We start from the raw sequence: 26,642 nt of genomic DNA, 5'->3' as shown, positions 1-26,642 counted from the left end.
ATTCAAGGTTGATAAGGCGATTTTCAGCCTTTCAATGGAGCAGATAAAGTGCCAAAAAATGAGAGTCTGACTGGTCCATCGCCGCTTTCCACGCTGACACTGCAGCGCGGCGCGTCACGTGGCCTCAGTGAACAATTGCGCCAGTTGATTGAACAGGCGATTGGTGAAGGACGTTTACAACCTGGCGCACGTCTGCCTTCCTGCCGCGATCTGGCGGCTCAGCTCGGCGTGGCGCGTGGCACCGTTCGCGCCAGTTATGACATGCTGGTTGATGGTCAGTTTCTGCAGGCCAGAGGCGCAGCGGGTACTTTCGTCAGCCCATTGCCGCCGTTAAAACCGGTCAATGCCGAGGCTGAACGCCAGCTGCTGGAGGGTGCAGAGGAGTATGAAGCGCCACCGCTGACCTTCCAGATGGGCATTCCTGCCAGCGATGCATTCCCGGCCAAAGTCTGGCTGCGCATTCTGCAGCGTCAGACGCGCATGCAGGTCAGCAGACCGGCCAGCTATCCCGATCCCCGCGGCAGCTTAGCGTTGCGGCAGGCGCTGGTGGCCTACCTGGCGGTGGCACGCGGCCTGCGCTGTCAGGCGGACCAGATTATTATTACCAGCGGCTATGCTGGCGCAATGGGGCTGATTGGGCTGGCAATGAATTTTCAGGGTAAAACAGCATGGCTGGAAGATCCCGGATTCTGGGTGGCGCGTCGTGCGGTTGAAGCGCTGCGCGTCACGCCGGTTGCCGTGCCGGTTGATGCCGAAGGGTTGCAGGTTGAGGCCGGGATTGCCCGCGCGCCGGATGCCGCTTTTGCGCTGGTCACGCCGGGACAGCAGGCGCCGCTTGGTATGACGATGAGCCTGGCACGCCGGCATGCCCTGCTTAACTGGGCCAGCCGCGCGCAGCGCTGGATTATCGAAGATGACTATCTCGGCGAGCTTCAGCCCGGCAATCGCGCCGCGCCGGCACTGGCCGCGCTCGACAGCCAGGGGCGGGTGTTGCACATCGGCACGTTCAGCAAGACGCTGACGCCGCAACTGCGTCTCGGTTTTATGGTGGTGCCACCCGCGCTGACGGCCCGATTCGGTGAGGTCTGCGCGTTGCTTTCGCCTGCCTCCTCCGGATTGCTGCACAACGCGGTGGCGGAATTTCTGCGGGATGGCCACTTTATGCGGCATCTGCGGCGCATGAAGCGCGTCTATCATGAGCGGCTGGAGCAGATGATCGCGGCGCTGCATCCTCACTTTCCTGACCTGCAACGCGCCGGGCTGGCGGTGATTGTCCGTTTACCCGCCGGTTCACCGGATCAGGTGATTGCGCAGCAGGCGGTGGAGTGGGGCATGGCACCGTCGCCGCTGTCGATCTGGTATCAGCAGGCGGATCAGCGCGGTGCGGGCCTGTTACTGGGGACGGCACATCTGCCACGTGAAGGTTATGCGCGCAGTGCCGAACGGCTAAAAGCGCTGGTCGATGCGCAGGCGGTCAGCCCCTGAACCAGCGACGCCAGACAAAACGGATAACAAAAAACTCCAGTGCGCCCAGCAGCAAAAACCAGACGCAAAACACCACCGTGTAGAGCTGATTCAGGTCCTGCAAATGGAACATCTGCAACAGATGCTGCGCTACCGTCACGCTAAAGGCGGGCGCGGGCAGCAGCAGCGCCGAGAGAAAGCCCAGCAGTAAAATGCCACCAGGCACGATCAACGTTTCAAAAGGGTTATTCATAACCGGTATCCCATATTTATCAGCCCGGCATTTTCCGGTAAACGGCGACACGGTTCAATGGTGGCGCGCTGCTTCGTGCGCATCCGGCATGCTACATGGCCAGAGAAATGGTCAGAAAACGCTTTGCTACCATCGACTTAGCGCGATTCATAGCGGATGATAAGAGTTATAGCCTTTGCTATACTTAAATCCCTGATTTTACTGTCTTTTTATCTTTGGGTTTGCATGGTAGACTGCGCCCACTTTTTCATAACTGAACACTTTGTGTGGTGAATTCAGCGTGAATTGCCGCTTTTTCGCCCCAGGTGAATAAATCATGACCTTTATTGCCACTTTAATTCTTGCGCTGGGCATGTCGATGGACGCGTTTGCTGCTGCTCTGGGCAAAGGTGCCACATTGCATCGTCCCGGTTTTAAAGAAGCGCTGCGTACCGGTCTGATTTTCGGCTCAATTGAAGCGCTGACGCCGCTGATTGGCTGGGCGCTTGGCCTGGCCGCCAGCCGTTACATCATGGCGTGGGATCACTGGGTTGCCTTCATCCTGCTGGCGTTTCTGGGTGGCCGTATGATGATGGAAGGCTTCCGTCAGACTGCTGTCGCAGAGCCCTGTGAAGCCCCGCAAAGCCATGGCTTTATGGTACTGGCGACCACCGCGGTAGCGACCAGCCTGGATGCGCTGGCTGTTGGTGTGGGTCTGGCTTTCCTGCAGGTGAACATCATTACTACCGCGCTGACCATTGGTGCAGCCACTACGGTGATGGCGACGACTGGCGTATTAGTCGGGCGCTTTATTGGTCCGATCCTGGGCAAATGGGCGGAAGTGCTGGGTGGAGTAGTGCTGATTGCCGTCGGCTCTACCATTCTGTTGCAGCATCTCGGCTACACCGCGTAGGGCTTTTGCACATAAAACCGCCATTTTTGTGATCTGGTTCAAATTTATTTGCTGTTAAAACGCACAGGAGCTATACTTTTTCGGTATATGTTCAACTAAATTTGAATCAGGTGTTCCATGAAACGTATTTTTAAACACGTGTTCCGCGCTTACGTTGAGACGTTCAAACACGTACCGCCGGGTGCCATGTACTAAGCACCCCGCAAGAAACCCTCGATAATCGCGGTCAGGGATCGACCTGTGATTATCACCTTTTCTGCTTTTTCTGCCTTTGCTTCTGCTGATTTAAACCCGCGTTTTTGCACTTCGGGTGCATCCTGTTTGTTGCTACTCCTCTCCTTCTGATTTTCCCGTTATGCGTCACTTTGAGCCAGAAAAGACGTTGCTGCAGTGATCTAATCTGCCCGGGAGATTTCCGGATGCCAGACAAAATGGCGGCATACCTTAAACAGGAAACAAGCACTTTTAATGGGTCACGGGATTGCCTGTGCCGAAACAAAGATTCACGGTTAACCCTGATGATTCTTCCTGAATATTTCAGTAAACCATTCGATAAAGACCCGGACCTTAGGCGGAAGATAGCGTCGGTCAGGGTAGAGTATAGAAACCGGTTTCGTCACAGTCGCATAACCCGATAATACTTCCTTCAGCTGGCCTGTTTCGAGGCAGGGCTTTAATGCCGTATATAATGCGTGAAGCATGCCGAGGCCCGCCACGCCACATGAAAGAAGGACGTCAGAATTGTTAACTCGTATGCTGCTTCCCGGATGCCGTGAAACAATTTCGCCATTCATGACAAATTTCCATTCCTGGATGTCCCGACTGTGTTCATTAAAAAAATAAATGGCTTTGTGATCTTTAAGGTCATCAGGCGTTAAAGGAGTGCCATATTTATCCAGATAAGAGGGTGCTGCACAGGTGACCATCTGCAGGCTGCCCATTCTGCGCGAAATAAAATTCGAATCAGCAAGCTCACCGAGGCGAATAACACAGTCCACACCTTCTGTAATTAAATGGGTCAGGCGATCTGAAGCGGTTAAGACTATTTCAATTTCAGGATATAAAGCCTGAAACTCGCTTAATTGTGGGATCAGGATACTGTGTGCCAGCGCCAGTGGAACATCAATGCGCAGCTGGCCACGAGGTCGCTGATTTGAAGAGTAAGAAGCCATGATATCGCTGGCATCACTCAGCAGCGTTTTAGCCCGCTGATAAATTTCCTCCCCTTCAACGGTCACACTCAGACTGCGCGTTGTGCGGTGCAATAGCTTAACGCCAAGCTTGTCTTCCAGTTGTTGTACGGACTTACTGACCGCAGGGCGATGCAGCTGCAAGGCGTCAGCGGCCCGGGTGAAACTACGGAATTCAACGACGTGAACAAAAATATCCATCAATTCCAGCATGTTCGAGCGCATCATTTAACTCCGCAAAAAATATTCCTGCCGAAATAGTGTATTGCGGATTATATCTCATTCCGATTGTTTCTCCTGCAGTAACACTGAAGTCCTTTTACGTGGCTTTTTACGCCCGCCTGCTTTTTTTATCATCACCCTATTCGATGCATACACATGGGAAATGACAAAATGAAAGCATGGTTACTGAAAGATTTTGGCCTTGAAAACTTAAAGCTTGAAGAGGTGGAAACGCCTGTACCTGGTCCGGGTGAACTTCTGGTTAAAGTTGGCGCGGTGTCTCTGAACTTCAGGGATAAGGCAATAGTAGAGGGCTTCTATGAGCCTCATCTGGTTCCAAAGCCACTGATTCCTGTCTCTGATGCCACGGGTACCGTTGTTGCCACGGGGCAGGGTGTGTCCCGTTTTAGCACGGGGGATCGCGTTAACTCGCATCTCTATTCACGCTGGTTAGAGGGTGAACCTGCGGCCGATGAGCCAGCATGGTGTATTGGAATGCCGTTACCCGGCGGGCTGGCTGAATACATGATTATTCATGAGGACAGCGCAGTTAAAGCGCCTGACAGCATGACCGATGAAGAAGCTTCTACACTTCCCATCGCTGCGCTTACGGCATGGTACTCGCTAATGGATATCGGCAATCTGCAGCCTGGTCAGACCGTGCTGGTACAGGGTACCGGTGGTGTATCGGTCTTCGCTGCTCAGATAGCGCATGCCTATGGTGCACGTGTCATTGCCACCTCCAGTAACGATGCAAACCTTGAGCGCATTAAATCACTGGGAGCCGATGAAGGGATTAACTATAAAAAATACCCTGAGTGGGAAAGAAAAGTGCTTGAAATGACTGATGGTAAAGGCGCTGACGTAACGATAGATGTCGCTGGGGGCAATGGCATCAATCAGTCAATTGCTGCGACAAAAGTTGCCGGTACGATTGCTCAGGTAGGATTTCTGGCCGGCCAGACAGCACAACTTGATTTGATGCCGTTAATTTTCCGTCAGACAACAATCCGGGGCATTGCGGTTGCACCACGCTCCTCGTTTGATCGGATGAATCCGTTCCTCAATAAACATAATATCAAACCCGTCATTGAACAGGTTTACAGCTTTAATGAGGCGGTTGAAGCCTTCCGGCACCTCTCCCGTGGTGCATTTGGCAAAATCGTCATTAGAATTAGTGACTGATAACGACTTTTTATTCCTCAATTCTGGCAGTTTTTACTGACTGCCAGATACTTTTTAATCCCACTCTCACCGCGTTAAACCCCTTCTCAAAGCGTGCTTATATTCCTTCTGCACATCGTCAAAAGGGCCGCTTTCTGTATAACCGCGACCGGCAGCGGTGAATTACTTTTGCGGGTGGATAAGGGACAATTTTCGCCCGGCAAAAACGCTCCTGTCTTAAATCGCATCGGCCACAAATTCAATAAATGTCCGTACTTTCGAATTGAGTGCCGAACGTTCGGTGACACAGGCATAGATATTCATCGGCAGGGACTCAATGGTGCTCTCGCCACTGTGACCTGACCAGGCCAAAGGCCTTAGCAGACCGCTGTCTATCAGTGGCTGAGCAACAAAACTTGCCAGACGGGCAATGCCGCCGCCGTTTACGGCTATTCTGGCGATGATATCAATATCATCGCTGATAAAACTGGGGTTGAGTTTTGCATTAACAGGCTGTCCGTTGACCATAAACGTCCATGGCAGAAACCGTCTGTCGGTGGGATAGCGGAAAACCAGGCAGGCGTGCTGGCTAAGTTCTCCAGGCGTCTGAGGCGTACCAGCGCGATCAAGATAAGCGGGAGCCGCACAGAATATAAAGGGTAACGATGCAATTTTTCTGGCGATTAGTTGATCATTCAGCTGTGCTTCGATGCGGATACTGACATCGACGCCTTCCAGGCGATGATCGACGTTGCGATCGGTACTGATCAGTTCAATATCTATATCGGGGAAAGACGCTTTGAAAGCGGGCATAAGGGGAGCCAGAACGTACCGACCAAACGCGGCTGTCGTAGCGATACAAAGTGGCCCCTGTGGTTTGGTTTCATTCGCAGCAGCCTGAGAGGCGAGTTCGATATCATGTGGGATGTGACGGACTTTCTCGAAATAGCGTTTACCGTTTTCCGTTAAGGTCATGCTGCGGGTGGTGCGCGATAGCAGTCGCACGCCCAGATGCGCTTCAAGACGGGAAAGACTCTGGCTGACTGCTGCCGGACTCATACCTTTAGCGCGTGCCGCCGCTGCAATACTGCCGTTTTCCACCACGCGGATAAAAGTGCTAATCAGCCCTAAAATGTCCATCGTATCCTCACCCGTTAATTCGTCACTTTTACTTAATAATGATTAAAGCATAACCGCTCTACAACCCCCCGCATAAGCTTGTTAAGTTAGCCACAGTCTTATCTACTTTTGTTAAACAGGATATTCAGATGACTGATGCTGCAACAAAAAAAACCTTACGAACCCGCTTGCCGGTGCGCACGACACCTTACATATTTGCGCTTTATATGGCGATCATCATGGCGTTCCTGATGAGTCTGGTCATCACGTTAGCCGAATTCGGAATGGGGCCTCATTACATGACAAATGTGATGAATGCTTACCGGGTCGCCATGCCAGCCGCTTTCTTTTGCATACTGGTTGTCCGTCCTGTTGTTATCCGGCTCGTAGGATTGACCGTTCACGGTCACTGAGACAGTCAGCATGCCCAAAATGGGCGGACAGGTAGGGTTTAGCCCGCTTCTCGCTCATCGCGGCAGGCTGCTTCTGCACCAGAATGGAGGCGGGTGGCAAACCTCCAGCATTTCAGATGCAGGGTGAGGGCGGGCAGGTCGTCCGGATACTGACCGGTATCAGGATGAAAGATACCGAAGAGCCGGGCGTACGATATGCAGCAGGTAAAGCTCACAGATGAAGAGGGCGATGACAGCGCTTCGCTGGCCGTGCGGAAATTTTTAGGCGATGTGACATTACAGGCTCTGTTTATTGTTAAGCATCAACGTTAAATCGGCACCGTCATTATGACAGGATTAGCCTGCTCCTCTTCGCACACAGCGGAGCCTGAAGCACTTCCTGAGCAGTCAAAATAAAACAGCCATTCAGCCATCTGAGCGTTTAAATGGTTAAAATAAATAAACATATACATTGCTAAATTATTATCGCTATGTCTTAATGCGTCATCGGTTTGGAACACAGACCTTATGAAAGCAGTTTTAGTAAAGTAGTCCTCAGTTCAAGTGTTATCCACAGATATCCTTCTTCGAGAGCCTCCTCCTAAGTGCCCAATAAGTAAATCTCTAACTACAGGCCATCTTCGCCGCTCTTAGTGGCTAATCGATTAAGGAAATATCTATGTCTAACAAAATGACTGGTTTAGTAAAATGGTTTAACTCAGATAAAGGTTTTGGCTTTATCACTCCCGATGATGGCAGCAAAGATGTATTCGTGCATTTCTCTGCTATCCAGGGTGATAACTACAAAACGCTTGATGAAGGTCAGAAAGTCTCCTTCACCATTGAAAATGGCGCCAAAGGCCCTGCAGCTGGCAACGTCACAGCGCAGTAAGCCGCGCTCATTATCAGCGATGCTTACAATAGCGATGAAGACATAAGTCTGAGCAGATAAGCTCTGCTGATAATAAAAGAAACCCGCCCAGTGCGGGTTTTTTATTGCCTGAAATTCGTATTATCTCTGGTCCGTTGACCTGCTCCACGTTTATCAGGCTACCCCGATGTTAATCCTCTCTTCATAAGCCCTGCCCGTGATGAAATGTTACGTTAAGCCATCGGGCAAAAGCCATAACGCGCCTTTTGAAATCAGCGATGCTCCCCTGAGGTGTATTACTGATTACCAGCAAGTAATCCATTTCTTTTGCTAACGCTGGATATCGGGCATTGAATGTAAAGCGATACTCCTCGGGTGTTTCAGTCACTGCCTTCCCGCTTACACCAGACACATCCCCCGCCAGAGTTCATCACCCGCAATGCCAGCGTCTTCTTAGGCGAAACCCCATACTTTTTCACACCATCGCGCGGATAACCCGCCTGCTGCCTGATCCCGACCTACACTGAATTATTCTCCCCAAACCAGGAGCAGCGGATGATCCAGAAGCATCGACGAAAACAGGCAGCGATTGTGGCAGGTGTTGGATTGGGTGTGGCGGCCACGTTATGGGGTATGAAACGCTGGCGGCAACTTAAGGAGACGCCGCCGGTGTCGCCGAACAGTCATCACGCCGGTCTGGCCGGTTATTATCAGCAGATTGGTGACTGGCGCATGTTTACCCGCGTTACGCCCAATGAGGATCAGGGACTGCCGGTCGTGTTAATCCACGGTCTGGTGATGTCGGGCCGGGCGATGGAGTCACTGGCGCTGGCGCTGGGGCGCGACTATCACGTGCTGGTGCCGGATCTGCCCGGTTTTGGCGCCAGCACACTGCCCCCTTCTGCGCCGATCATGTCGGTGGATCAGCTGGCGGATGCGCTGTGGCTGTGGTTACAGCATAACGGTTTCCAGCGCGCTATCTGGGTCGGCAATTCGTTTGGCTGCCAGATTCTGGCCGCGCTGGCGGTGAAACATCCACAGGCTGTAGCGGGACTGGTGCTGCAGGGACCGACGGTCGATCGTCATGCCCGCAGTCTGCCGCGTCAGCTCTGGCGCGACTGGCGTAATGGCCGGCTGGAATCCCGTCGTCCACCGGGGCCACTGGCCCGAATCGATTACGCCAAAGCGGGCCTGCGGCGCGCCTTCGGTACCCTGCGCGCCATGATGCGCGACCGCATTGAGCATCGCCTTACTTACATTAACGCACCCACGTTGCTGCTGCGGGGCTCGCGCGATCCCGTCTGTCCGGCGCGCTGGCTGGATGAACTCGCCGCCCTGATGCCGCGTAGCGAACGACTGACATTACGCGACGGGACGCACACATTGCACTACGTCTACCCGTGGAGTTTCTGTCACGCCATCCGCCCGTTCCTGGCACGTATCCAGCAGGAGGATCAACATGAGTAAACCACCAAGAGGGATTGCCCGCTTTGACTCTGCTGCCGCCATGCTGCTTGCGCTGGCCAATGCGCTGCACGACCGCCCCTTTGCCAGCCCCAGCCAGTCACCGACGCTGGATCGCCTGTTGCCGTCGCTTAACCGGCTACCGACCGGGCTGCGTGAGTGGGGCTATGCGCTGGGCGGCATGGCAGAAGGCATCAGCCTGCGCCAGGCGGGTGAACTGGATGTGGAAGGGATCGCCGAATGGATGGTGAGTGAATACCCGCAACAGGATTATCCGGCGGCCTTTATCGGTTCATCGAACGGTGCACTGGTGCATCTGGCGGCGGCGATGGGTGTGCCCTGGTTGCCCCAGACTTTTCTTTGCCCGGTGCGGGCCGCGAATAACGATCCCGATGACGCACAGACCAGCTTTGAGCAGGGCAAAGAGATTGCTGCCGCGCTGCTGGCTGCCTGGCCCCGGCTGGCGGTGCACCATATGCAGGACCCGAATCAGGATCGGCTGATGCTCGACCAGATGCGCTATTTCCGGCTGAAACTGCGCGAGCTGCCTCTGGCCTTTAACGAATTCCTGATGGGAAGTCTGCCCGCTGGCTCCACGCTGTTTATCAATCACTGCACCCGGCAGTGGCCGGTAACGCGCACCAGCGATCGTTCGTTTTTCCAGTTTGGTGCGCCGGGCGGAGCCAGCGAAAAAGAGTTTATGCAGGGTGGTCCGCGCGTGGCGGAATATCTGGCGCGCTATGGTGTTGATCGGGAACGCTGGACACCGCCGGCCATCACCGATCGGGTGCCGGAAGCGGAGTGGGGGCTGGATGGCTATCTGATCCCGCCGCTGAAAAAGCTGGCGGCGGCGCAGAACTGGAAGCTGATGGAGATTCGTTACGAAGATCCGGAGGCGATGAGTTATGTGGTGGCTGAGATCTACCGCGACTGGTATCTGGCGGCGGGAATTTTACCGACCCGGCTGACGGTGGACAGCTTCCTGTTGATGGACCCGTGGTGCACTCAGCAGCAGCAGGCGATTCCGTTCTGGCTGAGCTTCAGCAACGAATCCTCGGCCTCGGCCCTGCAACGCTTCCTGGAAAAACAGCCACCGTTCCGCAACATCGACATGATGCTCTTTTCTCACGGTACCGACAGCATCGGTCTGGCGGAGATTCACCGCTGGCGGGCGCTGCTCTCCCATGCACGTGATGAAGGCGTATTGATTGGCGTGGATGAAGAACGTTTCCCGCGTGATTTCGCGACGTTTGCCCGCTTCGACTCGGCGCTGCGTGAACGGGCGCCGCTGTTGCCACCTCCACCCGCGCTGAGCGCGGAGAAGGTGATGACGGGTATTCAGCGTTATGGTGCGAAATATGGGGTCACCCTGACGGCGCTGACGTAGCAGTCGCGCCGTCAGCCGTGATTATTCGCCGTCGGTGATCGGCTGGCGCACCAGCAGCAGGTAGGCGAGTGCGCCAACCAGCGTCACGCAGGCACAAATCATCAGCGCCATGCTGAACGATTTGGTGGTGTCGAGCACCCAGCCGGTGATGACCGGCGCGAACGAGGCGAAGATAAAGCTGGCGAAGTTCTGGATGCTGCCGACAGACGCTGTCATACGGGCGGTGACGTTGGCGTGGATCAATCCCCAGCACGACGTTCCGGCGAAGTGGATACAGAACAGCGCCATCCCAATCAGCGTTACCGCGCTGGTGGTGTTGGTCGCGCGGGTCACCACGGCGGTAAAGCCGGCGGACAGCAGCATCCCGCTGACGATGCAGACTTTGCGGGTTTTCACCGCGTTAAAGCCGCGACGCACCAGCGAGTCGACCACATAGCCATTCAGCAGCATACCCGCCGCACCGAACAGGAACGGAATCGCCGCCAGCAGGCCGGTACTTTTAAGATCGAGATGATAGGTCGACTGCAGATAGCCCGGCAGCCACGCGATATAGAGCCAGGCGGTGTAGTTGATGCCGCTGAAGCCAATCATCATTCCCCACATGGTGCGCTGCTTAAACAGGCCGCGCCACTCTTTGAAGCTGATCGGCTCTTTACGCGAGGCGACGCTGCCCGCCTGCAGATAGTGGATCTCTTCAGCGCTCAGGGTGTTGTTGTCGCGGTCGCGGTAGATCATATACCAGCCGATAGCGAGGAACATGCCGAGGATACCGATCGTGACAAACATGCCACGCCAGCCCATCACCAGCATCATCGCCGCCAGAATCGGCGGAGCCACCGACAGTCCAATCATCGAAGCCGCATTGAACATCCCCATCGGCATGCCGCGATCTTTAATGTTGAACCAGTCGTTGATCACTTTCACGCCGCACGGGTTCATCGGCGCTTCGCCAATGCCGAGGCCGATGCGCACCAGGATGAACTGGGTAAAGTTATGCACCAGGCCAGAGGCGGCCTGGAACAGCGACCAGATAAACATGCCAATGCCGAGCATAATGCGCGGCCCTTTACGATCCAGCAGCGCGCCGCACGGCAGTTGCGCCAGGCCGTAAGCCAGCGAAAAGGCGGAGAGCAGGAAGCCGATTTCGGTGGCGCTCAGCCCCATCTCCTCGCGGATGGTCATATTCGCGACCGACAGCGAGCTGCGATCCAGATAGTTGATGATGGCGGCGAACAGCAACAGCAGCATCGCCGTGATCTGAATCTTGCGGATACGCGGTGAACGCACCACGTCGCTGCGCATCGGCACGAAATCCTGGTCTGATGGCGTGTCGCCAGCTGCGCTGTCGCGGCCGGTTACTGAAGTCTTTTCCATTGCACTCTCCCGAAACTGGGTACTTATCGTTATGGTGAGAAGGGGTCTGCGCGCAGCGGCAAAAGGCCGCCGTGACGTTGCAGTCGAGACTAAGAGCAAAGGGTTAAGGATGTTGCAAAGATGTTTCTGAATCGTGCGGGAGCTAATGCTTTGTGGTTTTTAATCGGTTTTTAATTGTACTGACCGATTGAGCGCACCATCGAGGTTTTAGCGGTCGCCAGATGGTTATGTAATGCACAGAGGGCGTCGACATCCTGACGGCCAATCAGCGCGGTCAGAATCGCCATATGCTCCTCCAGCGCCACAATATTTCGCTGCTTGAGGTCGCTCTCATCCCACTGATAATGCGAGTGAAAGATCACCGAGATAATCTCCAGCGACTGATTGAAAAACGGGTTGTTGGCGGCGGATAAAATCAGCGAATGCATCTGACGATCCAGCGCGGCAAAGTGGCGATAGTTGCTGGCGATGGTATCGCGCATCGATCGGTGACGATCCAGCAGATCCCGCGCCTGAACCCAGCGCTCGTCGCCTGCGGGCAGATTCAGGAAGCGGCTCAGGGCGTGGGTTTCCAGCATCTCGCGCAGTTCAAACAGCTTCTCGGCGTAATCCTGGGTGAATTTTTTCATCCGCCACTGGCCGCGTCTGACCGGCTCCAGCAGGTCATAGCGCATAAAGCGCAGCAGGAATTCGCGCACCACCACCGGACTGACTTTCACCTGCTGCGCCAGTTGCAGCTCGCTGAAGGTATCGCCGGGCACCAGCTGCCGCTGATTAATCATATTAAAAAACATCTGCTCAAAGTGGCTGGCCTGCTGCTCAATCGGCGGCGTTAACGCGCTAAAACCGTCATCTTCGCGCGGATCGCGCACGATAACCCAGGTTTGATCCACCTTATCCAGCACGCCGCACTGATGCAGATAGTGCAGGGTGTGACGCACCGTAGTCCGGCTGATATTAAACATTTCCGCCAGTGCCGCCTGGGGCGGCAGCGGTGAACGAATGTGGTGCTGAGCGATGCTTTCCAGCATCTGGTTGATGACGTTCTGGCGCAAATTCTGGCTGCGGCTCATCTCACTCTCCGGTTTTTTATGCATTAAAAACCATTCAAAGCCCAAAAAAATCGCGGTGCTTCACACTTCCCGCAAACGAACACCGCAGCGCGTGCAGGATTCGCCATAACTGCCTGCAGGACAACCGGAGAATCACCATGACAACAATGAAAGCACTGGTCATCGCTGAACCACGTAAGATGGTATGGACCACCCGCGATATCCCCACGCCCGCCGCTGGCGAGGTAGTGATTAAAATCCTCACCGCGGGAATCTGCGGCACCGACATCCACGCCTGGTCCGGTAATCAGCCATTCTTCAGCTATCCACGGGTGCTGGGCCATGAAATCTGTGCCGAAGTCGTGGCGCCGGGAAGTGATGTGGAGGGCTTTCAGCCGGGCCAGCGGGTGGCGTTAATGCCCTACATCTCCTGCCTGCGCTGTGACGCCTGCCAGAGCGGCAAGACCAACTGCTGTGAGCAGATCTCAGTGATTGGTGTGCATCAGGATGGCGGGTTCTGCGACTACCTGAGCGTGCCGGTCAGCACGCTGCTGGCGGTGGATGATGTCGCGCCGGAAGCGGCTGCGCTGATTGAGCCGTTTGCCATCAGCGCCCATGCAGTGCGTCGTGCCGCAATTGTGGCGGATGAGCAGGTGCTGGTGGTGGGTGCCGGACCGATTGGGCTGGGTGTTGCCGCTATCGCCGCCGCCAGCGGCGCGCAGGTGGTGGTGGCGGATACCAGCGAATTTCGTCGCCAGCATGTTGCTGACCAGCTCGGCCTGGCGGCACTGAATCCGGCTGATGAAGCGTTTTACAGCGCGCTGCGCGAGGAGTTTGGTGGCCGTCTGGCGCTGAAGGTGATCGACGCCACCGGCAGCCCGGCGGCGATGAACAATGCGGTCAACCTGATGCGACACGGCGGCACTATCGTTTATGTCGGCCTGCACAAAGGCGATCTGGTGATCCCGGACAGTGAATTCCATAAAAAAGAGACCACCCTGATGGGTAGCCGCAACGCCACCCGTGAAGATTTCGATCGGGTGCGTGCGCTGATGGCCAGCGGCCAGCTGCGCGCCGAAATGATGCTGAATCACCATCTGGCCTTCTCCACGCTGGATGAAACCTTTGAGGCGCAAATCATCAACAACCGCGAGCTGATCAAAGGCGTGATTCATTTCGACCGGTAACGCGGCCAGTAGGTTCGCGTGGTTCAGGGCGCGGTGAGAGTCTGAAAGAAGTGCGCCCGCACCGCGTCAGCATCCACGCCAAGTGCGATACGCTGGGCGGTCAGGCCGTTAAAGGGATCCTGGCGGGAGGCCAGCGCGCTCAGCTTACGCACCGTCTGACCGCAGGCGATGCCCTCCGTGATCACCCGCAGCGGGCTTTCGGTCAGGGTAAACGCCTGTGGCAGAGTGAGCCACGCCACCGCCAGGGTGTCGTGCAGCGCCATACCCTCGAACCCCTCTTTCTCCAGGCTGTAAGCCAGGTAAGGGCGACAGATCGCACTCAGCACCGGCTGATTCAGACGCTGAACCTCATCGCCGCTGATCAGCACTTTGTGTGTGACATCCAGCGGGATCACCACCACATTCAGCGCCGAGGCGAGCACCTGATCGGCAGCATGCGGATCTTTCCAGATATTAAATTCGCTGAAGGGCGTCACGTTGCCACTGTGCCCGTCGGTGCCAAATGCGCCGCCCATGATCACCAGCTCTTTTACCAGCGGAATAATATCCGGCGCCTGATTAATGGCCGTGGCGATATTGGTCAGCGGACCAATCGCCACCAGGGTGATCTGATGCGGCTGCGCCCGCACGCTGTCGATAATAAACTGCACCGCGCCCGGCGCCTGATCGCTGCAGGTATTATCAAACGCATCGCCCAGCCCATCTTCACCGTGCAGTCTGGCAGGCGCAGAGGGTGGCAGCGCCAGCGGTCGTGAACAGCCGCGATAGACCTCCGCGTTAATCGCCATTTTCCCGCAAAACAGTCGGGCGTTTTTCACCGCCTGACCCACTGCCACGTTGCCGAAGACCGTGGTAATCCCCAGCAGATGCTGCGTCCGCGCCGCATAGGCCAGCGCAAAGGCGTCATCCACGCCGATATCGGTATCAAAAATCAGGGTACGCATAGGGTCTCCGCAACAGGCTGTAAACCATCAGCATTACTCCGTCTGTGGCGTGCGCGTCAAGATTTTCAGCCGCCATGACCTCACTGTTGCCAGCCTGAAACGGGCGTCGTATTATCACCGGCTCAAGGTGATGGCGTGCCACCTTTCCCAACTGCCGGTGGGCTTTACACCGGCTGATGACGCCTGACACTCAATCCTTTCGCGGGAGCTGAGGTGTCAGGCGCAGTTTATCTCTGCCTTTCCCCCTCAGCCCGGCGTCAATCTGCAATCAGGAGCAAGACATGTTGAAACCGTTATTGGCTGTGATGATCGGCGGCTCTGCCGGCTGTGTACTGCGCTGGCTCTTTGCGATGCGCTTTAATGCGCTCTTTCCCAATCTGCCACCTGGCACACTGCTGGTGAATCTGATCGGCGGTCTGGTGATCGGCGGCGCGATGGCCTGGTTTGTTCGCCATCCCGACATCGACCCGATCTGGAAACTGCTGATCGTCACCGGACTGTGCGGCGGGCTGACCACCTTCTCCTCTTTTACGGCGGAATTAATGGGGTTGCTACAATCAGGGAACTATTTCTGGGCGATGACCAGCGCGCTGGTGCATGTGATCGGTTCGCTGCTGATGGCGTTTGCCGGTTTCGCACTGGTTACGATGCTGAGCTGATCCGGCGAAGCGGCGCTTGTCATACTCCTTAAGAGGTAGATACTGTTTCAGGTTTTACGCCCGACCATCCTGCATGAACGGGCGCAGAAGCTGAACGTCACCGATTATTCCGGACGATTAAGGAGCCGAGCAATGCGAACTAACCCCACATTCCTTAACCTGGTGCTGTTAAACGGTGAGCCCGGCCAGAAACTTCAGGCGGCGCGTGACGCCGGTTTCGATCAGGTGGAGATCTGGCGCGAGGATGTCGAGGCGTGCGAGGGCGGTGCGGTGGCACTGGCTGAGATCGCTGCCCGGCAGGGACCTGGCTTTACCAATCTCCAGGTGCTGCGCGATTTCACCGGGGCACCCAGCGCGTTGCGCGGACAGAAGCGCGAAGAGCTGCGCCAGTTTATTCAGATTGCCCAGGCGCTGGGCTGCGACACCATTCAGGCGCCGGCCAGCACCCGTGAGGATTGCTGCGCCGACCAGATTGATGATGACCTGCGCTGGATGGCCTCTGAAGCTGCGCGCTACAACATGCGCATTATGTATGAGCCGATGGCCTGGTGCAGCGTGGATAACACCCTGCCGCTGGCGTGGCAGCGATTGCAGCGGCTCGATCAGCCCAATATCGGGCTGGTGGTCGATCTGTTCCATATCTGCGCGCTGGGCGGCGACGCCTCACAGCTGGACGGCATTCCAGCCGATCGCATCTATGAAGTACAGCTGTGTGACATGGCCGCCGTTCCCGCGCAGGATAAGCAGAGCCTGATGGCGATGGCAAAGCATCAGCGTCTGCTGCCCGGCGATGGCATTATCGACATTGAACGCTTTGTCGATAAGCTTAAAAGCGCGGGCTATCAGGGACCGGTGGGCATTGAAGTCTTTAATGATGCGCTGAAACGCCTGCCGCCTGAGGTTGCTGCCCGTCATGCCTGGCAGGCATTAAAGCGCTGCTGGGGTTAATCCTGTAAGCACTGCCCGATAAACGCGGCGGCGTGCATGGCACCCTGAGCGGAGATGGTGTGGCCGGTGGCGGGTTCAAATCGCGCTTCTACCGGCACCAATGCGGCCCTGAGTCGTGCTGCAGCAGATTCGCTCTCCTGCCACGGAATCACCTCATCGGCCTGGCCGTGGATCAGCAGCGCGGGCAGATGAGGCTGTGGCGTCAGCTCACCGTCAACCGCCAGACGACCCGAAAAGGCGACCACGCCCGCCAGCGGATAACGGCCAGATGCCAGCGCATCCAGCGCCATGATCGACCCCTGTGAAAAGCCGACCAGCACCACATCCTGCCAGCGGTCGGCGAAGCCGTGCTGTGCGATAACGTCGCTGAGGGTCGCGTCAAACGCCGCCCGCGCGGCCCGGACCCGGCCTGGCCGGTTCTCTGGCGTCACCTCCTCCAGGCTGAACCACTGCCAGCCAAAACCGGCGGTAAAACGTTCGGGCGCATTGGGTGAGGCAAAAATCACATCCGGCAACAGCGTCGCCCAGTGACGGCCAATCGGTGCCAGATCGTCGCCGTTACTGCCTACGCCATGCAGAAGAATTACCAGTGCTTTTGCCATTATTGCTCCTTTAAAGACCGTACTCACTCAGATCCGGGCCTGCCGGAACGATCCCGTTCGGGTTCAGTGCCTTGATCGAGTAGTAACCCTGTTTGATATGATCGATGCTGACCGTCTCACGCACGCCGGAGACTGACAGCATGCTCTTAAGATAGCGATTCAGCAGCGTATAGTCGCGTATCCGGCGCAGGTTACATTTGAACAGGCCATGATAGGCGACGTCAAAGCGAATCAGGGTGACGAACAGGCGAATATCGGTTTCAGTCAGCCGTTCACCCAGCAGGAAGGTGCGACCATCACTGAGCAGGGCTTCCAGTTCGTCGAGCTGGCTGAAGACGTCATTAAATGCCTGCTGGTAGCTGATCGATGTGGTGGCGAACCCGGCGCGGTAAACGCCATTATTCAGACGCGGATAGAGACTCTCATTCAGCGCATCAATCTCCGGGCGCAGCGCGGCGGGATAGAGGTCGATGCGGTTATCGGCCAGATCGCCAAAGCCGCTGTTGAACATACGCACAATGTCAGCGGACTCGTTGCTGACGATGGTGCCGGTTTTCTTGTCCCACAAGACCGGCACGGTGGCCCGGCCCGTGTAATCGGGCGCGACGCGGGTATAGATTTCATGCAGGTACTGCGCGTGATTCAGCGGGTCCTGCTGTGCGCCGGGAAAATTGCCAAAGCGCCAGCCCTGGGCACCGAGCTGCGGTTCAACCACCGTCACGCTAATCAGCGACTCCAGCCCTTTGAGCTTGCGGGCAATTAACGCGCGCGACGCCCATGGACAGATCAGCGCCACATAAAGATGGTAGCGATCCGCTTCTGCCGCAAATTCAGTGGAGCCATCGCTGCTGATAAAATCCCGGAAACCGGACGTCTGACGAACAAATCCGCCCTGTTTATCGGTCGACTGCACCGGGTGCCAGTCACTACTCCATTTGCCTTCTACTAACATCGCGCGACTCCTCTGTAATGTGAGAAGTAGCTTAACTGATGACTAAACGGCTGATAATCCGGTCATAAAGACAATCATTTCTTCCATTCTGGAAGAAATTACGCGGGCGGAAAACGGGTAAAGTGGCTCACCAGGAAGTCGATAAGCAGGCGCGCCCGGTGTGCCAGATGACGGGCGGGCGGATAAACCGCAAACAGGCCAAGCGGTGGCGTGTCAAAATTCTCCAGCAGCCGGACAATCTCACCGCGTTGCAGCGCGGGAGCTGCGATAAAACCGGGCAGCCGCGCAATGCCCAGTCCGGCCATCGCGGCCTGCAGGCAGGCTTCGGTGTTGGCGAAGCGCAGACGCCCGCGGACCGGTACGGTGACAATCTCGCCGCCGCCGCCGTCGCCGTCGCCGTCGCCGTCGGCAAACGGCCAGTGCCAGGGATCGCGAAAATTGGTGTCGATGATGCACTGATGCTGGGGCATCTCGCGCCAGTGCTGCGGCGTGCCAAACTGCTCAAGATAGACCGGCGAGGCGGCGATGCGCACATGCACCTCACCCAGCTTGCGCGCGACCAGGCTGCTGTCGCTGAGGGTGCCGATACGGATCGCCATATCAAAACCTTCATCGACGATGTTGACGGACCGGTCTGAAAAGCTGACATCCAGTTCAATCAGCGGATAGCGTCGGGCAAACGCCACCAGCACCTCAGATAACACCACAGTACCAAAGGAGCCGGGGGCGCTGATTTTCAGCCTGCCGGTAGGCGTGGTGGCGCTTTCACGCACGCTGGCATCCAGCGTCTCAAACGCATCGAGCAGGTTTTTGACCCGCTCATAATAGCTGCGCCCGACATCGGTGGGCGACAGGGCGCGCGTGCTGCGCTTAAACAGCTGGACGCCGAGCCGCTGCTCCAGCTTTGAAACCAGCTTGGAAGCCTGACTGCTGCTGGTGCCGAGACGTAACGCCGCCGCAGAAAAGCTGCCGGTTTCCAGCACCGTGACAAACATCCGGTCACAATCGAGTCGATCCATGGCGGTGTCCTGTGGAGATAAAGTCGCAGTATAGAAGCTGTGCTCCGCTGATGCAGCCTTCACTTTGCGTGCCTTAACCCTTTCGCTGACGCGGAAAACCTGCTTGACTGACTCTCTGCCCGACGTTCTCTGGAGTAATTCATGTCGCTGATTCACCTGACGTCACTGGCGGAGATCCCGGCCGCCGAGTGGGATGCGCTGTTGCCTGATGACCAGCCCTTTTTGCGTCACGCCTTTCTGCTCACGTTAGAACAGAGCGGCAGCGTGCGGTTAGAGGCGGGCTGGCAGCCCGATCATCTGCTGTGGCGGGAGGAGGGGGTGACCCGCGCCGCGCTGCCAGGCTACCGCAAACGCCATTCACAGGGCGAGTACGTCTTTGATCACGCCTGGGCGGATGCCAGCCAGCGCGCCGGGATCCGCTACTACCCGAAATGGCTGGGCGCGATCCCCTTCAGCCCGGTCAGCGGCGCGCGCCTGCTGGGCGAAACCGCTGCCGCGGCGCAACTGCTGTCGGCCCTGCCTGAGAGCCTGTTACAGCAGGGTTTAAGCGGGGCACATATCAACTTTACCGATGCGCAGGCTAACCAGTTGCTGGCCGATCAGCCCGACTGGCTCTCCCGGCTCGGCTGTCAGTATCACTGGCATAACCGTGGCTACCGCGATTTTCAGGATTTCCTGGATTCGCTGATGTCGCGCAAGCGCAAACAACTGCGTAAAGAGCGTGAGCAGGTGATGCAGAGCGGCTTTGAGTTTGACCGCTACCTGGGCTACCAGCTGCGCGAAGATCAGTGGGATTTTGTCTACAACTGTTACGCTAACACCTATGCGGTGCGCGGTCAGCGTCCCTATCTGACACGTGACTTTTTCAGCCTGCTGGCGGAACGCATGCCGCAGAATATTGTGGTGGTGATCGCCCGTTTACAGCAGCAACCGGCCGCGATGGCGTTTTATCTGCGGGACAGCAACGCGCTCTATGGCCGCTACTGGGGCTGTCTGGCGGAGTTTGACCGGCTGCACTTTGAAACCTGTTTCTATCAGGGAATGGATTTGGCTCTTGATGAGGGGCTGACGCGGTTTGATGCCGGCGCGCAGGGCGAGCATAAGCTGGTGCGCGGCTTCGAGCCGCAGATTACCCACTCCTGGCACTATCTGCTGCATCCCGGCCTGCGCGATGCCGTGGCAGATTTTCTGGTGCAGGAGCGGGAAGGCGTGCGCGGCTGGGCGGAAGAAGCACGCGACGCCTTACCCTATCGACGCGGCGATTAATCGATGCCGACAAAACCGCCGGTCTGATGCTGCCACAGCCGGGCATAGAGGCCGTTTTGCGCCAGCAGCTCGTGATGGCTGCCCATCTCGGCAATGCCGCCTTTATCCAGCACCACCAGCCGATCCATCTTCGCGATGGTCGACAGGCGGTGCGCGATGGCGATAACGGTTTTACCCTGCATCAGTGACTCCAGGCTCTCCTGAATCGCCGCTTCCACTTCGGAGTCGAGCGCCGAGGTGGCCTCATCCATGATCAGAACCGGCGCATCCTTCAGCAGCACGCGGGCTATCGCCACACGCTGACGCTGACCGCCCGACAGTTTCACGCCGCGCTCGCCCACGTGCGCATCCAGCCCGGTGCGACCCAGCGAGTCGGAGAGCAGCGGGATAAACTCATCGGCGCGGGCGCGGTGAATCGCAAGCTGCAGCTCCTCTTCGCTGGCGTCGGGACGACCATACAGCAGGTTTTCACGGATTGAGCGGTGCAGCAGCGAGGTGTCCTGCGTAATCATACCAATCTGGCTGCGCAGGCTCTCCTGCGTCACGGCGGCGATATCCTGATCGTCGATCACAATCCGCCCCGCGTTCAGGTCATAGAGGCGCAGCAGCAGGTTCACCAGCGTCGATTTACCGGCACCCGAGGGACCAATCAGCCCAATCTTCTCGCCAGGTTTGATGTCGAGGTTAAAGCCGTTAATCACCTGACGGCCACCGCCATAATCGAAGCGCACATCCTCAAAACGGATGTTGCCGCGCGTCACCTTAAGCTGCTTCGCCTGCGGCGCATCCTGCACGCTCAGCGGCTGCGCGATGGTTTTCAGGCCATCCTGTACCGTACCAATATTTTCGAAAATGCCGTTGACCACCCACATGATCCAGCCGGACATATTCACCAGGCGGATCACCAGACCGGTCGCCAGTGCAATCGCCCCGACGCTAATCAGCGACTGGCTCCATAACCACAGCGCCAGCCCGGAGGTCGAGACAATCAGCAGGCCGTTCAGCGCCGACAGGGTCAGATCCATGCTGGTGACCATGCGGCCGGCGTTCTGGGTTTTTTCGGTCTGCTCCTGAATCGCCTCACGCGCATACTGCCTTTCCAGATCGCTGTGGGCGAACAGCTTGATGGTGGCGATGTTGGTATAACCATCGACAATGGTGCCCATCAGCTTAGATCGCGACTCTGAGGAGACCACCGAACGCGCTTTAACGCGCGGCACAAAGAAACGCAGCGAGGCGCTGTAGGCCACCATCCACAGAATCAGCGGGATCATCAGCCGCCAGTCGGCACCGGCAAACAGCACCAGTGAGGTTACCGCGTAGATCAGCACGTGCCAGATGGCATCCACCAGCTGCACCGCGGAATCGCGCAGTGAACTGCCGGTCAGCATAATGCGCTGGGCGATGCGACCCGCGAAATCGTTCTGGAAGAAATTGAGGCTCTGGCGCAGCACGTAGTTGTGATTCTGCCAGCGGATCATGCTGGTCATGCTCGGACTGATGCTCTGATGCACCAGCATGTCGTGCAGGGCGATAAAAATCGGCCGCAGAATCAGCGCCACCGCCCCCATCCACAGCAGTATCGGCCAGTTATCCCGAAACAGGGTGGCGGGCGTGGAGTGATTGACCATGTCGATAATGCGGCTCAGATAGCTGAACAGCGACACTTCAATCAGGGCTGACGCCAGTCCCACTACCAGCAGTGCCGCGAAACTCGGCCAGACCTGCCGCAGATAGTAGAGGTAAAACGACCAGACCGTTGAGGGGGGCGAGTCGGTGGGCGCGTCATGAAAAATATTGATAAAACGCTCAAAACGGCGATACAACATAGCGATACTCTTTCCGTCCGGTAAAGAGCTACAGCTTAGTGCATGAACCCCGTTCGGCTAAAAGGAGAAAATATGGAAATCATTATTCGGGCACGGGAACCGCAGGATGCCGCCGCCTATCAGCGACTCTACAGTCATCCCGATGTCTATCCCTGGACGCTGCAGCTGCCGTTTCCCAGCGTTGCCACCTGGGAGAAAAAAATCGCCAGAATGGATGCTGAGGGGTTTATCGCCTTTGTCGCGGAGATCGAGGGCGTGCTGGCCGGTGAGCTGACGCTGTTTGTGGATAACAAGCCGCGCACCCGCCACTGCATCAGCTTTGGGCTGGGCGTGCATCCCGATTACGCCGGTCGCGGCGTCGGTGAGCGCCTGATCCGCACCGCGCTCGACTATTCCCGTAACTGGCTGGGGATTACGCGTATGGAGCTGGAGGTGTTTCACGACAACGAAAGGGCGCTGCGGCTCTATGAGCGGCTGGGCTTTGAGCGTGAAGGGGTGATGCGCCAGGCCGCCCTGCGCGACGGTCAGCTGCGCGATGTGGTGATGATGGCGAAACTGCTGCACGAGAAGTGATAACCGGAGCGGCAGCGCTGCCGCTCCGCTTTTCATTACGGATTTTTATTGCTGTATTGCTGCATGTTCTGCTGCGTTACCAGTTCAAACGGGATCCACTGGTGGGAATCGACTTTTTCCCCTTTGATCATCTGCTGCGCCACCTCGACCGATTTTTTGCCCTGACCCACGGCATCCTGGAATACGGTGACGGCCAGTTTGCCGCTTGCCAGGGCTTTCAGGCCATCCGGCGTGGCATCAATGCCGCCCACCAGAATGGTTTTCTTCGGTTTCGCCTGGGCAATTGCCATGGTTGCGCCAATCGCCATTTCGTCGTTGTTGGCGGCGACAATATCGATCTCTTCCCCGTTCGACAGCCAGTTGAGCATTAAATCCATGCCCTCATTACGCGAATAGTTGGCGGTCTGCTTCAGCACCACTTTCATGTCGGGATACTTTGCCACCACCTGCTCCACATCTTTGGTGCGCTGCAGCGCACCCGCATCGCTGAGGTTACCGATGATAATGGCGACCTTGCCACGATAACCCGCCTGCTTCGCCAGCGCTTCCATCTGCAACGTGCCCGATTCGCGTTCGTCAGAGCCGACAAACACCACGCCCGGCGGCAGGGTTTTATCGCCCGGCGTGCGGTTAACGTAGACCAGCGGAATGTGAGCCTGCTGCGCCAGCCTGGTCAGGGCAGGGGTGCTGGCGGAGTCGACCGGATCGACGATAATCGCGTCCACCCCGGAACTGATAAAGCTCTGCACCTGATCGGTCTGACGGCCCACGTCGCCGCGTGCATCTTCGAACTGCGCATCCAGCTGACGCGCTTTGGCCTCTTTCTCGATCGACTGGCGGATAATGGTCAGAAAGTTCTGGTCGAAATAGGCCATTGAGACGCCAATCTTCTCTGCCAGCGCCGACGTGGAAAGAGAGAGCAGACAGAGTATTGCCCATGCACGTTTTTTCATTGCAGACTCCCGAGGTTAACTAAGTGGAATAGATTTTTCATTTATTATAAAAATGGACAAAGATTATCATTTGCAGCTTATGAACAGTCGCCGGGTTTGACAACCGGCCCTTTTCACTCTTGCTAGCGCCGCCACACTTTGCCGTAAAATCGCCGCGTCATAGCTGCCAGCGCCGATGAAATCCTCGACGTGGCGCACACTCTGCGGCAGTCAGCCGCGGCTTTTTGCGCTTTTGTGCAGCATCGCACTGGCCTTTGTGGTGGTTGTCAGAAAACCGTTGAATCGGGCCTGACGATCTCAACATCCGCACAATGATCCATCGTTAGCCTCCTATCTATATTTCCTTAAGCGGGAAATCTCAGCGTTATTCCTGAAAAAAACCTCGTGGCGCAACCTGCCGCTTTTTAAGGAATTCAGCTCATGCTTAAAGACCAAATGACTCACCGGACGTCTCATGTGCGCATCTGGATCCTCTGCCTGATCCTCTTTCTGTCGGTCGTGGCTTATGCCGACCGTTCGATCCTCTCGATCTCCGGATCGGCAATCAAAGAGGAGTTCGGCCTGTCAGCGATCCAGCTGGGATTGATCCTCTCTGCCTTCAGCTGGGCCTACGTTATCGGTCAGATCCCCGGCGGGCTGTTTCTAGATCGCTTCGGGGCTAAAAAAGTGTATGGCGTCACGCTGGCGCTCTGGTCAGTCTCGACGCTGGCGATGGGATTCGTTGGCGAGTTCTCCAGCGGCATGACCGGCGCGCTGATGCTGATGTTTGGTCTGCGCTTTATGCTGGGATTGATCGAGGCACCCAGCTTTCCCGCCAATGCGCGCGTGGTGATTATGTGGTTCCCTGGCGCAGAGCGGGGACGGGCTTCATCGCTGTTCAGCTCGGCGCAATATTTTGCCGTCGCCATCTTCTCGCCGCTGTCAGGCTGGCTGGTGTCGCGCTTTGGCTGGGAGTGGCCGTTCTTTGTGCTGGGCGGCATCGGCCTGCTGGCGGTGTTTGTCTGGGCTGCCTGGATGCGCGAGCCGCGCAATCACCCTGGCGTGTCAGAGAGTGAACTGCGCCACATCGTTGACGGTGGTGCGCTGGTGGATATCGACTCGGCGCAGACGCTGAAAGCGCGGCCACCGGTCAGTAAAGCGATGTTCAGAAAGCTGCTCACTAATCGCATGCTCTGGTGCGCCTATCTCGGTCAGTACTGCATCATCGCGCTCAGCTACTTCTTTATTACCTGGTTTCCGATCTATCTGGTGCAGGCGCGCGGCATGAACATCATGGAGGCGGGCTTCGCCACCGTTGCTCCGGCGCTGTTTGGTTTTCTGGGCGGGATCAGCGGCGGCTACCTGTCAGACAAGTTAATCGCCCGGGGCTGGAGCGTCTCCTGGGCGCGTAAAACGCCCTATATCGTCGGCATGCTGATGGCGTCCAGTCTGGTGCTGGCGGCGATCATTCCGGGCAATAGCGGCATTATCGCCATTATGTCCTTCGCCTTTTTCGGTAAAGGCATAGCGGCCGGGGCAGGCACCTGGACGGTGATCAGCGACACCGCACCCAAAGAGGCGGTGGGCCTGGCAGGTTCCATTTTTAACGGCATCGGCAATATTGCCGGTTTCACCACGCCGCTGCTGTTCGGCATCATCGTCGGTCTGACCGGCAGCTACAGCATCGGGCTGGCGTTTGTGGCGGCACACTGCGTGGTAGCGGCCCTGCTGTTCCTGCTGGTGATGGGGCCGATTGAACGCGTTGGTGAAGAGAGCGATCGCCCGGCATCCTATAACAATCAGGAGAAAGAAGATGGCATTAAAGCAATGTAAGGTGCTGATCAGAGGGAAATTCCTGCCACCGCAGCTGATAGAGAACATTGAAAAGACGTTCACCGCGTTCCGGCTGTGGGAGGCGGAAGATGAGGCAGCCTTTCTGGCTGAGCAGGGCGCAGATATCGACATGCTGGTCACCAGCGGCAACGCGGTGATGGGCGCACCGGCCGCGCTGATCGCCGCGCTGCCAAACCTGAAAGCGATCTGCAGTAACGGCGTCGGTTATGACAGCATCGATACGGAAGCCGCCCGGTCGCGCGGCATTGTGGTGACCAACACGCCGGAGGTGCTCAATGATTGCGTCGCCGATCTGGGGATGGCGCTGCTGCTGGATGTGGCGCGCCGCATCAGCGAGGCCGATCGCTTCACACGCGCCGGTCACTGGACGCAGGGCCGCTTTCCGCTGAGCAGCAAAATCGGTGGCAAGGTGTGCGGTATCGTCGGGCTGGGCAATATCGGTCAGGCGGTAGCAAGGCGCGCGCAGGCGTTTGATATGGCGATTCACTATTACAACCCGCGTTCACGCCCCGATGTGCCCTACACCCGTCATGAGAGCCTGGTGGCGCTGGCGCAGCAGGCCGATTTTCTGGTGCTGACCCTGCCGGGCGGTGCCGCGACGCGCCACATTATCAATGCGGAAGTGCTGCAGGCGCTGGGACCGCAGGGCTATCTGATTAACATTGCGCGCGGCAGCGTGGTGGATCAGCAGTCGCTGGTGGATGCGCTGGAAACCGGGCAGATCGCCGGTGCCGGGCTGGATGTGTTTGAACAGGAGCCGCAGGTGCCTGACGCACTGCGCCAGCGCGACAATGTGGTGATCACGCCGCATATCGCCAGCAGCACCCGCGAAACCATGGCGGCGATGGCTGACCTGGTCTTTGAGAATATGCTGGCGTTTGCCCGTGGTGAGCCGGTGCTGACCCGGGTAGTGTAACCACAGCGGCGCCTTAACCCCCTGCTGAAACGGGGGCGAGGCAGGACGCCTCTCCTCTGACCACTCACCAGACCCTCACCTTCGCACAAAACAGCCTGAAGAAAATTTGTCCGGCTG

General features: G+C 57.1%; 26 protein-coding genes and 1 riboswitch. Of the genes, 15 read left to right on the top strand and 11 right to left on the bottom strand.

Going from position 1 to position 26,642, the window contains the following annotated elements:
* Window positions 1-48 precede the first annotated feature (48 nt).
* Window positions 49-1,485 carry a MocR-like pyridoxine biosynthesis transcription factor PdxR gene (pdxR, locus tag PAG01S_RS19060; RefSeq protein WP_062759583.1) on the top strand — a complete coding sequence of 479 codons (1,437 nt, stop codon included), beginning with the start codon at window positions 49-51 and terminating at the stop codon, window positions 1,483-1,485.
* Here pdxR and PAG01S_RS19055 read toward each other — a convergent pair.
* On the bottom strand, window positions 1,475-1,717 hold the full coding sequence (locus tag PAG01S_RS19055; RefSeq protein WP_010253517.1) for a DUF1158 domain-containing protein: 243 nt from the start codon (window positions 1,715-1,717) through the stop codon (window positions 1,475-1,477). The genes pdxR and PAG01S_RS19055 overlap by 11 nt on opposite strands.
* A 316-nt stretch (window positions 1,718-2,033) precedes the next feature.
* Between PAG01S_RS19055 and mntP the strand changes: the two genes are divergently transcribed.
* Both mntP and azuC read left to right on the top strand, forming a co-directional pair.
* On the top strand, window positions 2,034-2,609 hold the full coding sequence (gene mntP, locus PAG01S_RS19050; RefSeq protein ID WP_010253515.1) for a manganese efflux pump MntP: 576 nt from the start codon (window positions 2,034-2,036) through the stop codon (window positions 2,607-2,609).
* 117 nt (window positions 2,610-2,726) lie between these two features.
* On the top strand, window positions 2,727-2,804 hold the full coding sequence (gene azuC, locus PAG01S_RS22755; protein ID WP_111534772.1) for a stress response protein AzuC: 78 nt from the start codon (window positions 2,727-2,729) through the stop codon (window positions 2,802-2,804).
* Window positions 2,805-3,118: 314 nt separating this feature from the next.
* Here azuC and PAG01S_RS19045 read toward each other — a convergent pair whose 3' ends face one another.
* A complete protein-coding gene (locus PAG01S_RS19045) occupies window positions 3,119-4,024 on the bottom strand; it encodes a LysR family transcriptional regulator (protein WP_033781012.1) in 906 nt (301 codons plus the stop codon).
* A 168-nt stretch (window positions 4,025-4,192) separates the two neighbouring features.
* Here PAG01S_RS19045 and PAG01S_RS19040 point away from each other — a divergent pair, with 168 nt between their 5' ends.
* Window positions 4,193-5,206, top strand: a complete 1,014-nt coding sequence (locus PAG01S_RS19040; protein ID WP_062759582.1) for a zinc-dependent alcohol dehydrogenase family protein — start codon at window positions 4,193-4,195, stop codon at window positions 5,204-5,206.
* Between the two features lie 216 nt (window positions 5,207-5,422).
* Here the strand turns inward: PAG01S_RS19040 and PAG01S_RS19035 are convergent, their stop codons facing one another.
* Window positions 5,423-6,325 (bottom strand): LysR family transcriptional regulator, encoded by a 903-nt coding sequence (locus PAG01S_RS19035; protein ID WP_045139525.1) that lies wholly within the window; start codon window positions 6,323-6,325, stop codon window positions 5,423-5,425.
* Between the two features lie 128 nt (window positions 6,326-6,453).
* Between PAG01S_RS19035 and PAG01S_RS19030 the strand changes: the two genes are divergently transcribed.
* The 4 genes from PAG01S_RS19030 (at window position 6,454) to PAG01S_RS19015 (ending at window position 10,418) form a co-directional block, all read left to right on the top strand.
* Complete coding sequence (locus tag PAG01S_RS19030; protein ID WP_010253502.1) at window positions 6,454-6,717, top strand: DUF2798 domain-containing protein; 264 nt, start codon at window positions 6,454-6,456, stop codon at window positions 6,715-6,717.
* A gap of 658 nt (window positions 6,718-7,375) precedes the next feature.
* On the top strand, window positions 7,376-7,588 hold the full coding sequence (gene cspE / locus PAG01S_RS19025; RefSeq protein WP_010671477.1) for a transcription antiterminator/RNA stability regulator CspE: 213 nt from the start codon (window positions 7,376-7,378) through the stop codon (window positions 7,586-7,588).
* A gap of 534 nt (window positions 7,589-8,122) precedes the next feature.
* Window positions 8,123-9,034, top strand: coding sequence for an alpha/beta fold hydrolase (locus tag PAG01S_RS19020; protein ID WP_010671478.1), 912 nt, complete (start codon window positions 8,123-8,125; stop codon window positions 9,032-9,034).
* On the top strand, window positions 9,027-10,418 hold the full coding sequence (locus PAG01S_RS19015) for a hypothetical protein (protein ID WP_062759581.1): 1,392 nt from the start codon (window positions 9,027-9,029) through the stop codon (window positions 10,416-10,418). The genes PAG01S_RS19020 and PAG01S_RS19015 overlap by 8 nt, the downstream gene beginning before the upstream one ends.
* Before the next feature lie 21 nt (window positions 10,419-10,439).
* Here the strand turns inward: PAG01S_RS19015 and PAG01S_RS19010 are convergent, their stop codons facing one another.
* The gene (locus tag PAG01S_RS19010) at window positions 10,440-11,792 is read right to left on the bottom strand and encodes an MFS transporter (RefSeq protein WP_062759580.1); all 1,353 of its coding nucleotides are present in this window, start codon (window positions 11,790-11,792) and stop codon (window positions 10,440-10,442) included.
* 170 nt (window positions 11,793-11,962) lie between these two features.
* Window positions 11,963-12,865: a GntR family transcriptional regulator gene (locus tag PAG01S_RS19005; RefSeq protein WP_010671481.1), complete on the bottom strand. Its 903-nt coding sequence runs from the start codon at window positions 12,863-12,865 to the stop codon at window positions 11,963-11,965.
* A 137-nt stretch (window positions 12,866-13,002) separates the two neighbouring features.
* Here PAG01S_RS19005 and PAG01S_RS19000 point away from each other — a divergent pair, with 137 nt between their 5' ends.
* The gene (locus PAG01S_RS19000; RefSeq protein ID WP_062759579.1) at window positions 13,003-14,031 is read left to right on the top strand and encodes a zinc-binding alcohol dehydrogenase family protein; all 1,029 of its coding nucleotides are present in this window, start codon (window positions 13,003-13,005) and stop codon (window positions 14,029-14,031) included.
* Between the two features lie 23 nt (window positions 14,032-14,054).
* Here PAG01S_RS19000 and PAG01S_RS18995 read toward each other — a convergent pair whose 3' ends face one another.
* Window positions 14,055-14,975 carry a nucleoside hydrolase gene (locus PAG01S_RS18995; protein WP_062759578.1) on the bottom strand — a complete coding sequence of 307 codons (921 nt, stop codon included), beginning with the start codon at window positions 14,973-14,975 and terminating at the stop codon, window positions 14,055-14,057.
* A gap of 117 nt (window positions 14,976-15,092) precedes the next feature.
* A riboswitch (Fluoride riboswitch) is annotated at window positions 15,093-15,168 on the top strand.
* Window positions 15,169-15,256: 88 nt separating this feature from the next.
* Here PAG01S_RS18995 and crcB point away from each other — a divergent pair.
* Complete coding sequence (gene crcB, locus PAG01S_RS18990; protein WP_062759577.1) at window positions 15,257-15,634, top strand: fluoride efflux transporter CrcB; 378 nt, start codon at window positions 15,257-15,259, stop codon at window positions 15,632-15,634.
* 132 nt (window positions 15,635-15,766) lie between these two features.
* Entirely contained in the window at window positions 15,767-16,582 is an 816-nt protein-coding gene (locus PAG01S_RS18985; RefSeq protein ID WP_062759576.1) for a sugar phosphate isomerase/epimerase family protein, read from the top strand.
* On the opposite strand, the gene PAG01S_RS18980 is transcribed toward PAG01S_RS18985, so the two are convergent.
* The 3 genes from PAG01S_RS18980 to PAG01S_RS18970 form a co-directional block, all read right to left on the bottom strand.
* Window positions 16,579-17,184 carry an alpha/beta hydrolase gene (locus tag PAG01S_RS18980; RefSeq protein WP_062759575.1) on the bottom strand — a complete coding sequence of 202 codons (606 nt, stop codon included), beginning with the start codon at window positions 17,182-17,184 and terminating at the stop codon, window positions 16,579-16,581. The two genes, PAG01S_RS18985 and PAG01S_RS18980, sit on opposite strands and share 4 nt — an antisense overlap.
* A gap of 10 nt (window positions 17,185-17,194) precedes the next feature.
* Window positions 17,195-18,136, bottom strand: coding sequence for a glutathione S-transferase family protein (locus PAG01S_RS18975; RefSeq protein WP_062759574.1), 942 nt, complete (start codon window positions 18,134-18,136; stop codon window positions 17,195-17,197).
* 98 nt (window positions 18,137-18,234) lie between these two features.
* Window positions 18,235-19,155: a LysR family transcriptional regulator gene (locus PAG01S_RS18970; protein WP_062759573.1), complete on the bottom strand. Its 921-nt coding sequence runs from the start codon at window positions 19,153-19,155 to the stop codon at window positions 18,235-18,237.
* Window positions 19,156-19,296: 141 nt separating this feature from the next.
* On the opposite strand from PAG01S_RS18970, the gene PAG01S_RS18965 reads away from it, so the two are divergent.
* Complete coding sequence (locus PAG01S_RS18965) at window positions 19,297-20,421, top strand: GNAT family N-acetyltransferase (protein ID WP_062759572.1); 1,125 nt, start codon at window positions 19,297-19,299, stop codon at window positions 20,419-20,421.
* Here the strand turns inward: PAG01S_RS18965 and PAG01S_RS18960 are convergent.
* Window positions 20,418-22,250, bottom strand: a complete 1,833-nt coding sequence (locus tag PAG01S_RS18960; protein ID WP_010253459.1) for an ABC transporter ATP-binding protein — start codon at window positions 22,248-22,250, stop codon at window positions 20,418-20,420. The two genes, PAG01S_RS18965 and PAG01S_RS18960, sit on opposite strands and share 4 nt — an antisense overlap.
* A gap of 72 nt (window positions 22,251-22,322) precedes the next feature.
* Between PAG01S_RS18960 and PAG01S_RS18955 the strand changes: the two genes are divergently transcribed.
* Window positions 22,323-22,823, top strand: coding sequence for a GNAT family N-acetyltransferase (locus PAG01S_RS18955; RefSeq protein WP_010253457.1), 501 nt, complete (start codon window positions 22,323-22,325; stop codon window positions 22,821-22,823).
* Between the two features lie 35 nt (window positions 22,824-22,858).
* Here PAG01S_RS18955 and PAG01S_RS18950 read toward each other — a convergent pair whose 3' ends face one another.
* A complete protein-coding gene (locus PAG01S_RS18950; protein ID WP_061704377.1) occupies window positions 22,859-23,776 on the bottom strand; it encodes a sugar ABC transporter substrate-binding protein in 918 nt (305 codons plus the stop codon).
* Between the two features lie 420 nt (window positions 23,777-24,196).
* Here PAG01S_RS18950 and PAG01S_RS18945 point away from each other — a divergent pair, with 420 nt between their 5' ends.
* Together PAG01S_RS18945 and PAG01S_RS18940 are read left to right on the top strand one after the other, a co-directional pair.
* The gene (locus PAG01S_RS18945; protein WP_062759571.1) at window positions 24,197-25,588 is read left to right on the top strand and encodes an MFS transporter; all 1,392 of its coding nucleotides are present in this window, start codon (window positions 24,197-24,199) and stop codon (window positions 25,586-25,588) included.
* A complete protein-coding gene (locus tag PAG01S_RS18940; RefSeq protein WP_033785708.1) occupies window positions 25,569-26,525 on the top strand; it encodes a 2-hydroxyacid dehydrogenase in 957 nt (318 codons plus the stop codon). Before PAG01S_RS18945 ends, PAG01S_RS18940 begins: the two co-directional genes overlap by 20 nt.
* Window positions 26,526-26,642: the final 117 nt, after the last annotated feature.

It is taken from the genome of Pantoea agglomerans NBRC 102470 (genome assembly GCF_001598475.1).
GTDB classification, from domain to species: Bacteria; Pseudomonadota; Gammaproteobacteria; order Enterobacterales; family Enterobacteriaceae; genus Pantoea; species Pantoea agglomerans.
The sequence above is the reverse complement of the archived record's forward strand: the minus strand, read 5'-3'. Positions and strand labels throughout refer to the sequence as shown.

Coding starts and splice junctions, on each gene's coding strand:
- PAG01S_RS19055 (WP_010253517.1), bottom strand. CDS start 1,717: ATGAATAACCCTTTTGAAACGTTGATCGTGCCTGGTGGCATTTTACTG.
- mntP (WP_010253515.1), top strand. CDS start 2,034: ATGACCTTTATTGCCACTTTAATTCTTGCGCTGGGCATGTCGATGGAC.
- azuC (WP_111534772.1), top strand. CDS start 2,727: ATGAAACGTATTTTTAAACACGTGTTCCGCGCTTACGTTGAGACGTTC.
- PAG01S_RS19045 (WP_033781012.1), bottom strand. CDS start 4,024: ATGCGCTCGAACATGCTGGAATTGATGGATATTTTTGTTCACGTCGTT.
- PAG01S_RS19040 (WP_062759582.1), top strand. CDS start 4,193: ATGAAAGCATGGTTACTGAAAGATTTTGGCCTTGAAAACTTAAAGCTT.
- PAG01S_RS19035 (WP_045139525.1), bottom strand. CDS start 6,325: ATGGACATTTTAGGGCTGATTAGCACTTTTATCCGCGTGGTGGAAAAC.
- PAG01S_RS19030 (WP_010253502.1), top strand. CDS start 6,454: ATGACTGATGCTGCAACAAAAAAAACCTTACGAACCCGCTTGCCGGTG.
- cspE (WP_010671477.1), top strand. CDS start 7,376: ATGTCTAACAAAATGACTGGTTTAGTAAAATGGTTTAACTCAGATAAA.
- PAG01S_RS19020 (WP_010671478.1), top strand. CDS start 8,123: ATGATCCAGAAGCATCGACGAAAACAGGCAGCGATTGTGGCAGGTGTT.
- PAG01S_RS19015 (WP_062759581.1), top strand. CDS start 9,027: ATGAGTAAACCACCAAGAGGGATTGCCCGCTTTGACTCTGCTGCCGCC.
- PAG01S_RS19010 (WP_062759580.1), bottom strand. CDS start 11,792: ATGGAAAAGACTTCAGTAACCGGCCGCGACAGCGCAGCTGGCGACACG.
- PAG01S_RS19005 (WP_010671481.1), bottom strand. CDS start 12,865: ATGAGCCGCAGCCAGAATTTGCGCCAGAACGTCATCAACCAGATGCTG.
- PAG01S_RS19000 (WP_062759579.1), top strand. CDS start 13,003: ATGACAACAATGAAAGCACTGGTCATCGCTGAACCACGTAAGATGGTA.
- PAG01S_RS18995 (WP_062759578.1), bottom strand. CDS start 14,975: ATGCGTACCCTGATTTTTGATACCGATATCGGCGTGGATGACGCCTTT.
- crcB (WP_062759577.1), top strand. CDS start 15,257: ATGTTGAAACCGTTATTGGCTGTGATGATCGGCGGCTCTGCCGGCTGT.
- PAG01S_RS18985 (WP_062759576.1), top strand. CDS start 15,767: ATGCGAACTAACCCCACATTCCTTAACCTGGTGCTGTTAAACGGTGAG.
- PAG01S_RS18980 (WP_062759575.1), bottom strand. CDS start 17,184: ATGGCAAAAGCACTGGTAATTCTTCTGCATGGCGTAGGCAGTAACGGC.
- PAG01S_RS18975 (WP_062759574.1), bottom strand. CDS start 18,136: ATGTTAGTAGAAGGCAAATGGAGTAGTGACTGGCACCCGGTGCAGTCG.
- PAG01S_RS18970 (WP_062759573.1), bottom strand. CDS start 19,155: ATGGATCGACTCGATTGTGACCGGATGTTTGTCACGGTGCTGGAAACC.
- PAG01S_RS18965 (WP_062759572.1), top strand. CDS start 19,297: ATGTCGCTGATTCACCTGACGTCACTGGCGGAGATCCCGGCCGCCGAG.
- PAG01S_RS18960 (WP_010253459.1), bottom strand. CDS start 22,250: ATGTTGTATCGCCGTTTTGAGCGTTTTATCAATATTTTTCATGACGCG.
- PAG01S_RS18955 (WP_010253457.1), top strand. CDS start 22,323: ATGGAAATCATTATTCGGGCACGGGAACCGCAGGATGCCGCCGCCTAT.
- PAG01S_RS18950 (WP_061704377.1), bottom strand. CDS start 23,776: ATGAAAAAACGTGCATGGGCAATACTCTGTCTGCTCTCTCTTTCCACG.
- PAG01S_RS18945 (WP_062759571.1), top strand. CDS start 24,197: ATGCTTAAAGACCAAATGACTCACCGGACGTCTCATGTGCGCATCTGG.
- PAG01S_RS18940 (WP_033785708.1), top strand. CDS start 25,569: ATGGCATTAAAGCAATGTAAGGTGCTGATCAGAGGGAAATTCCTGCCA.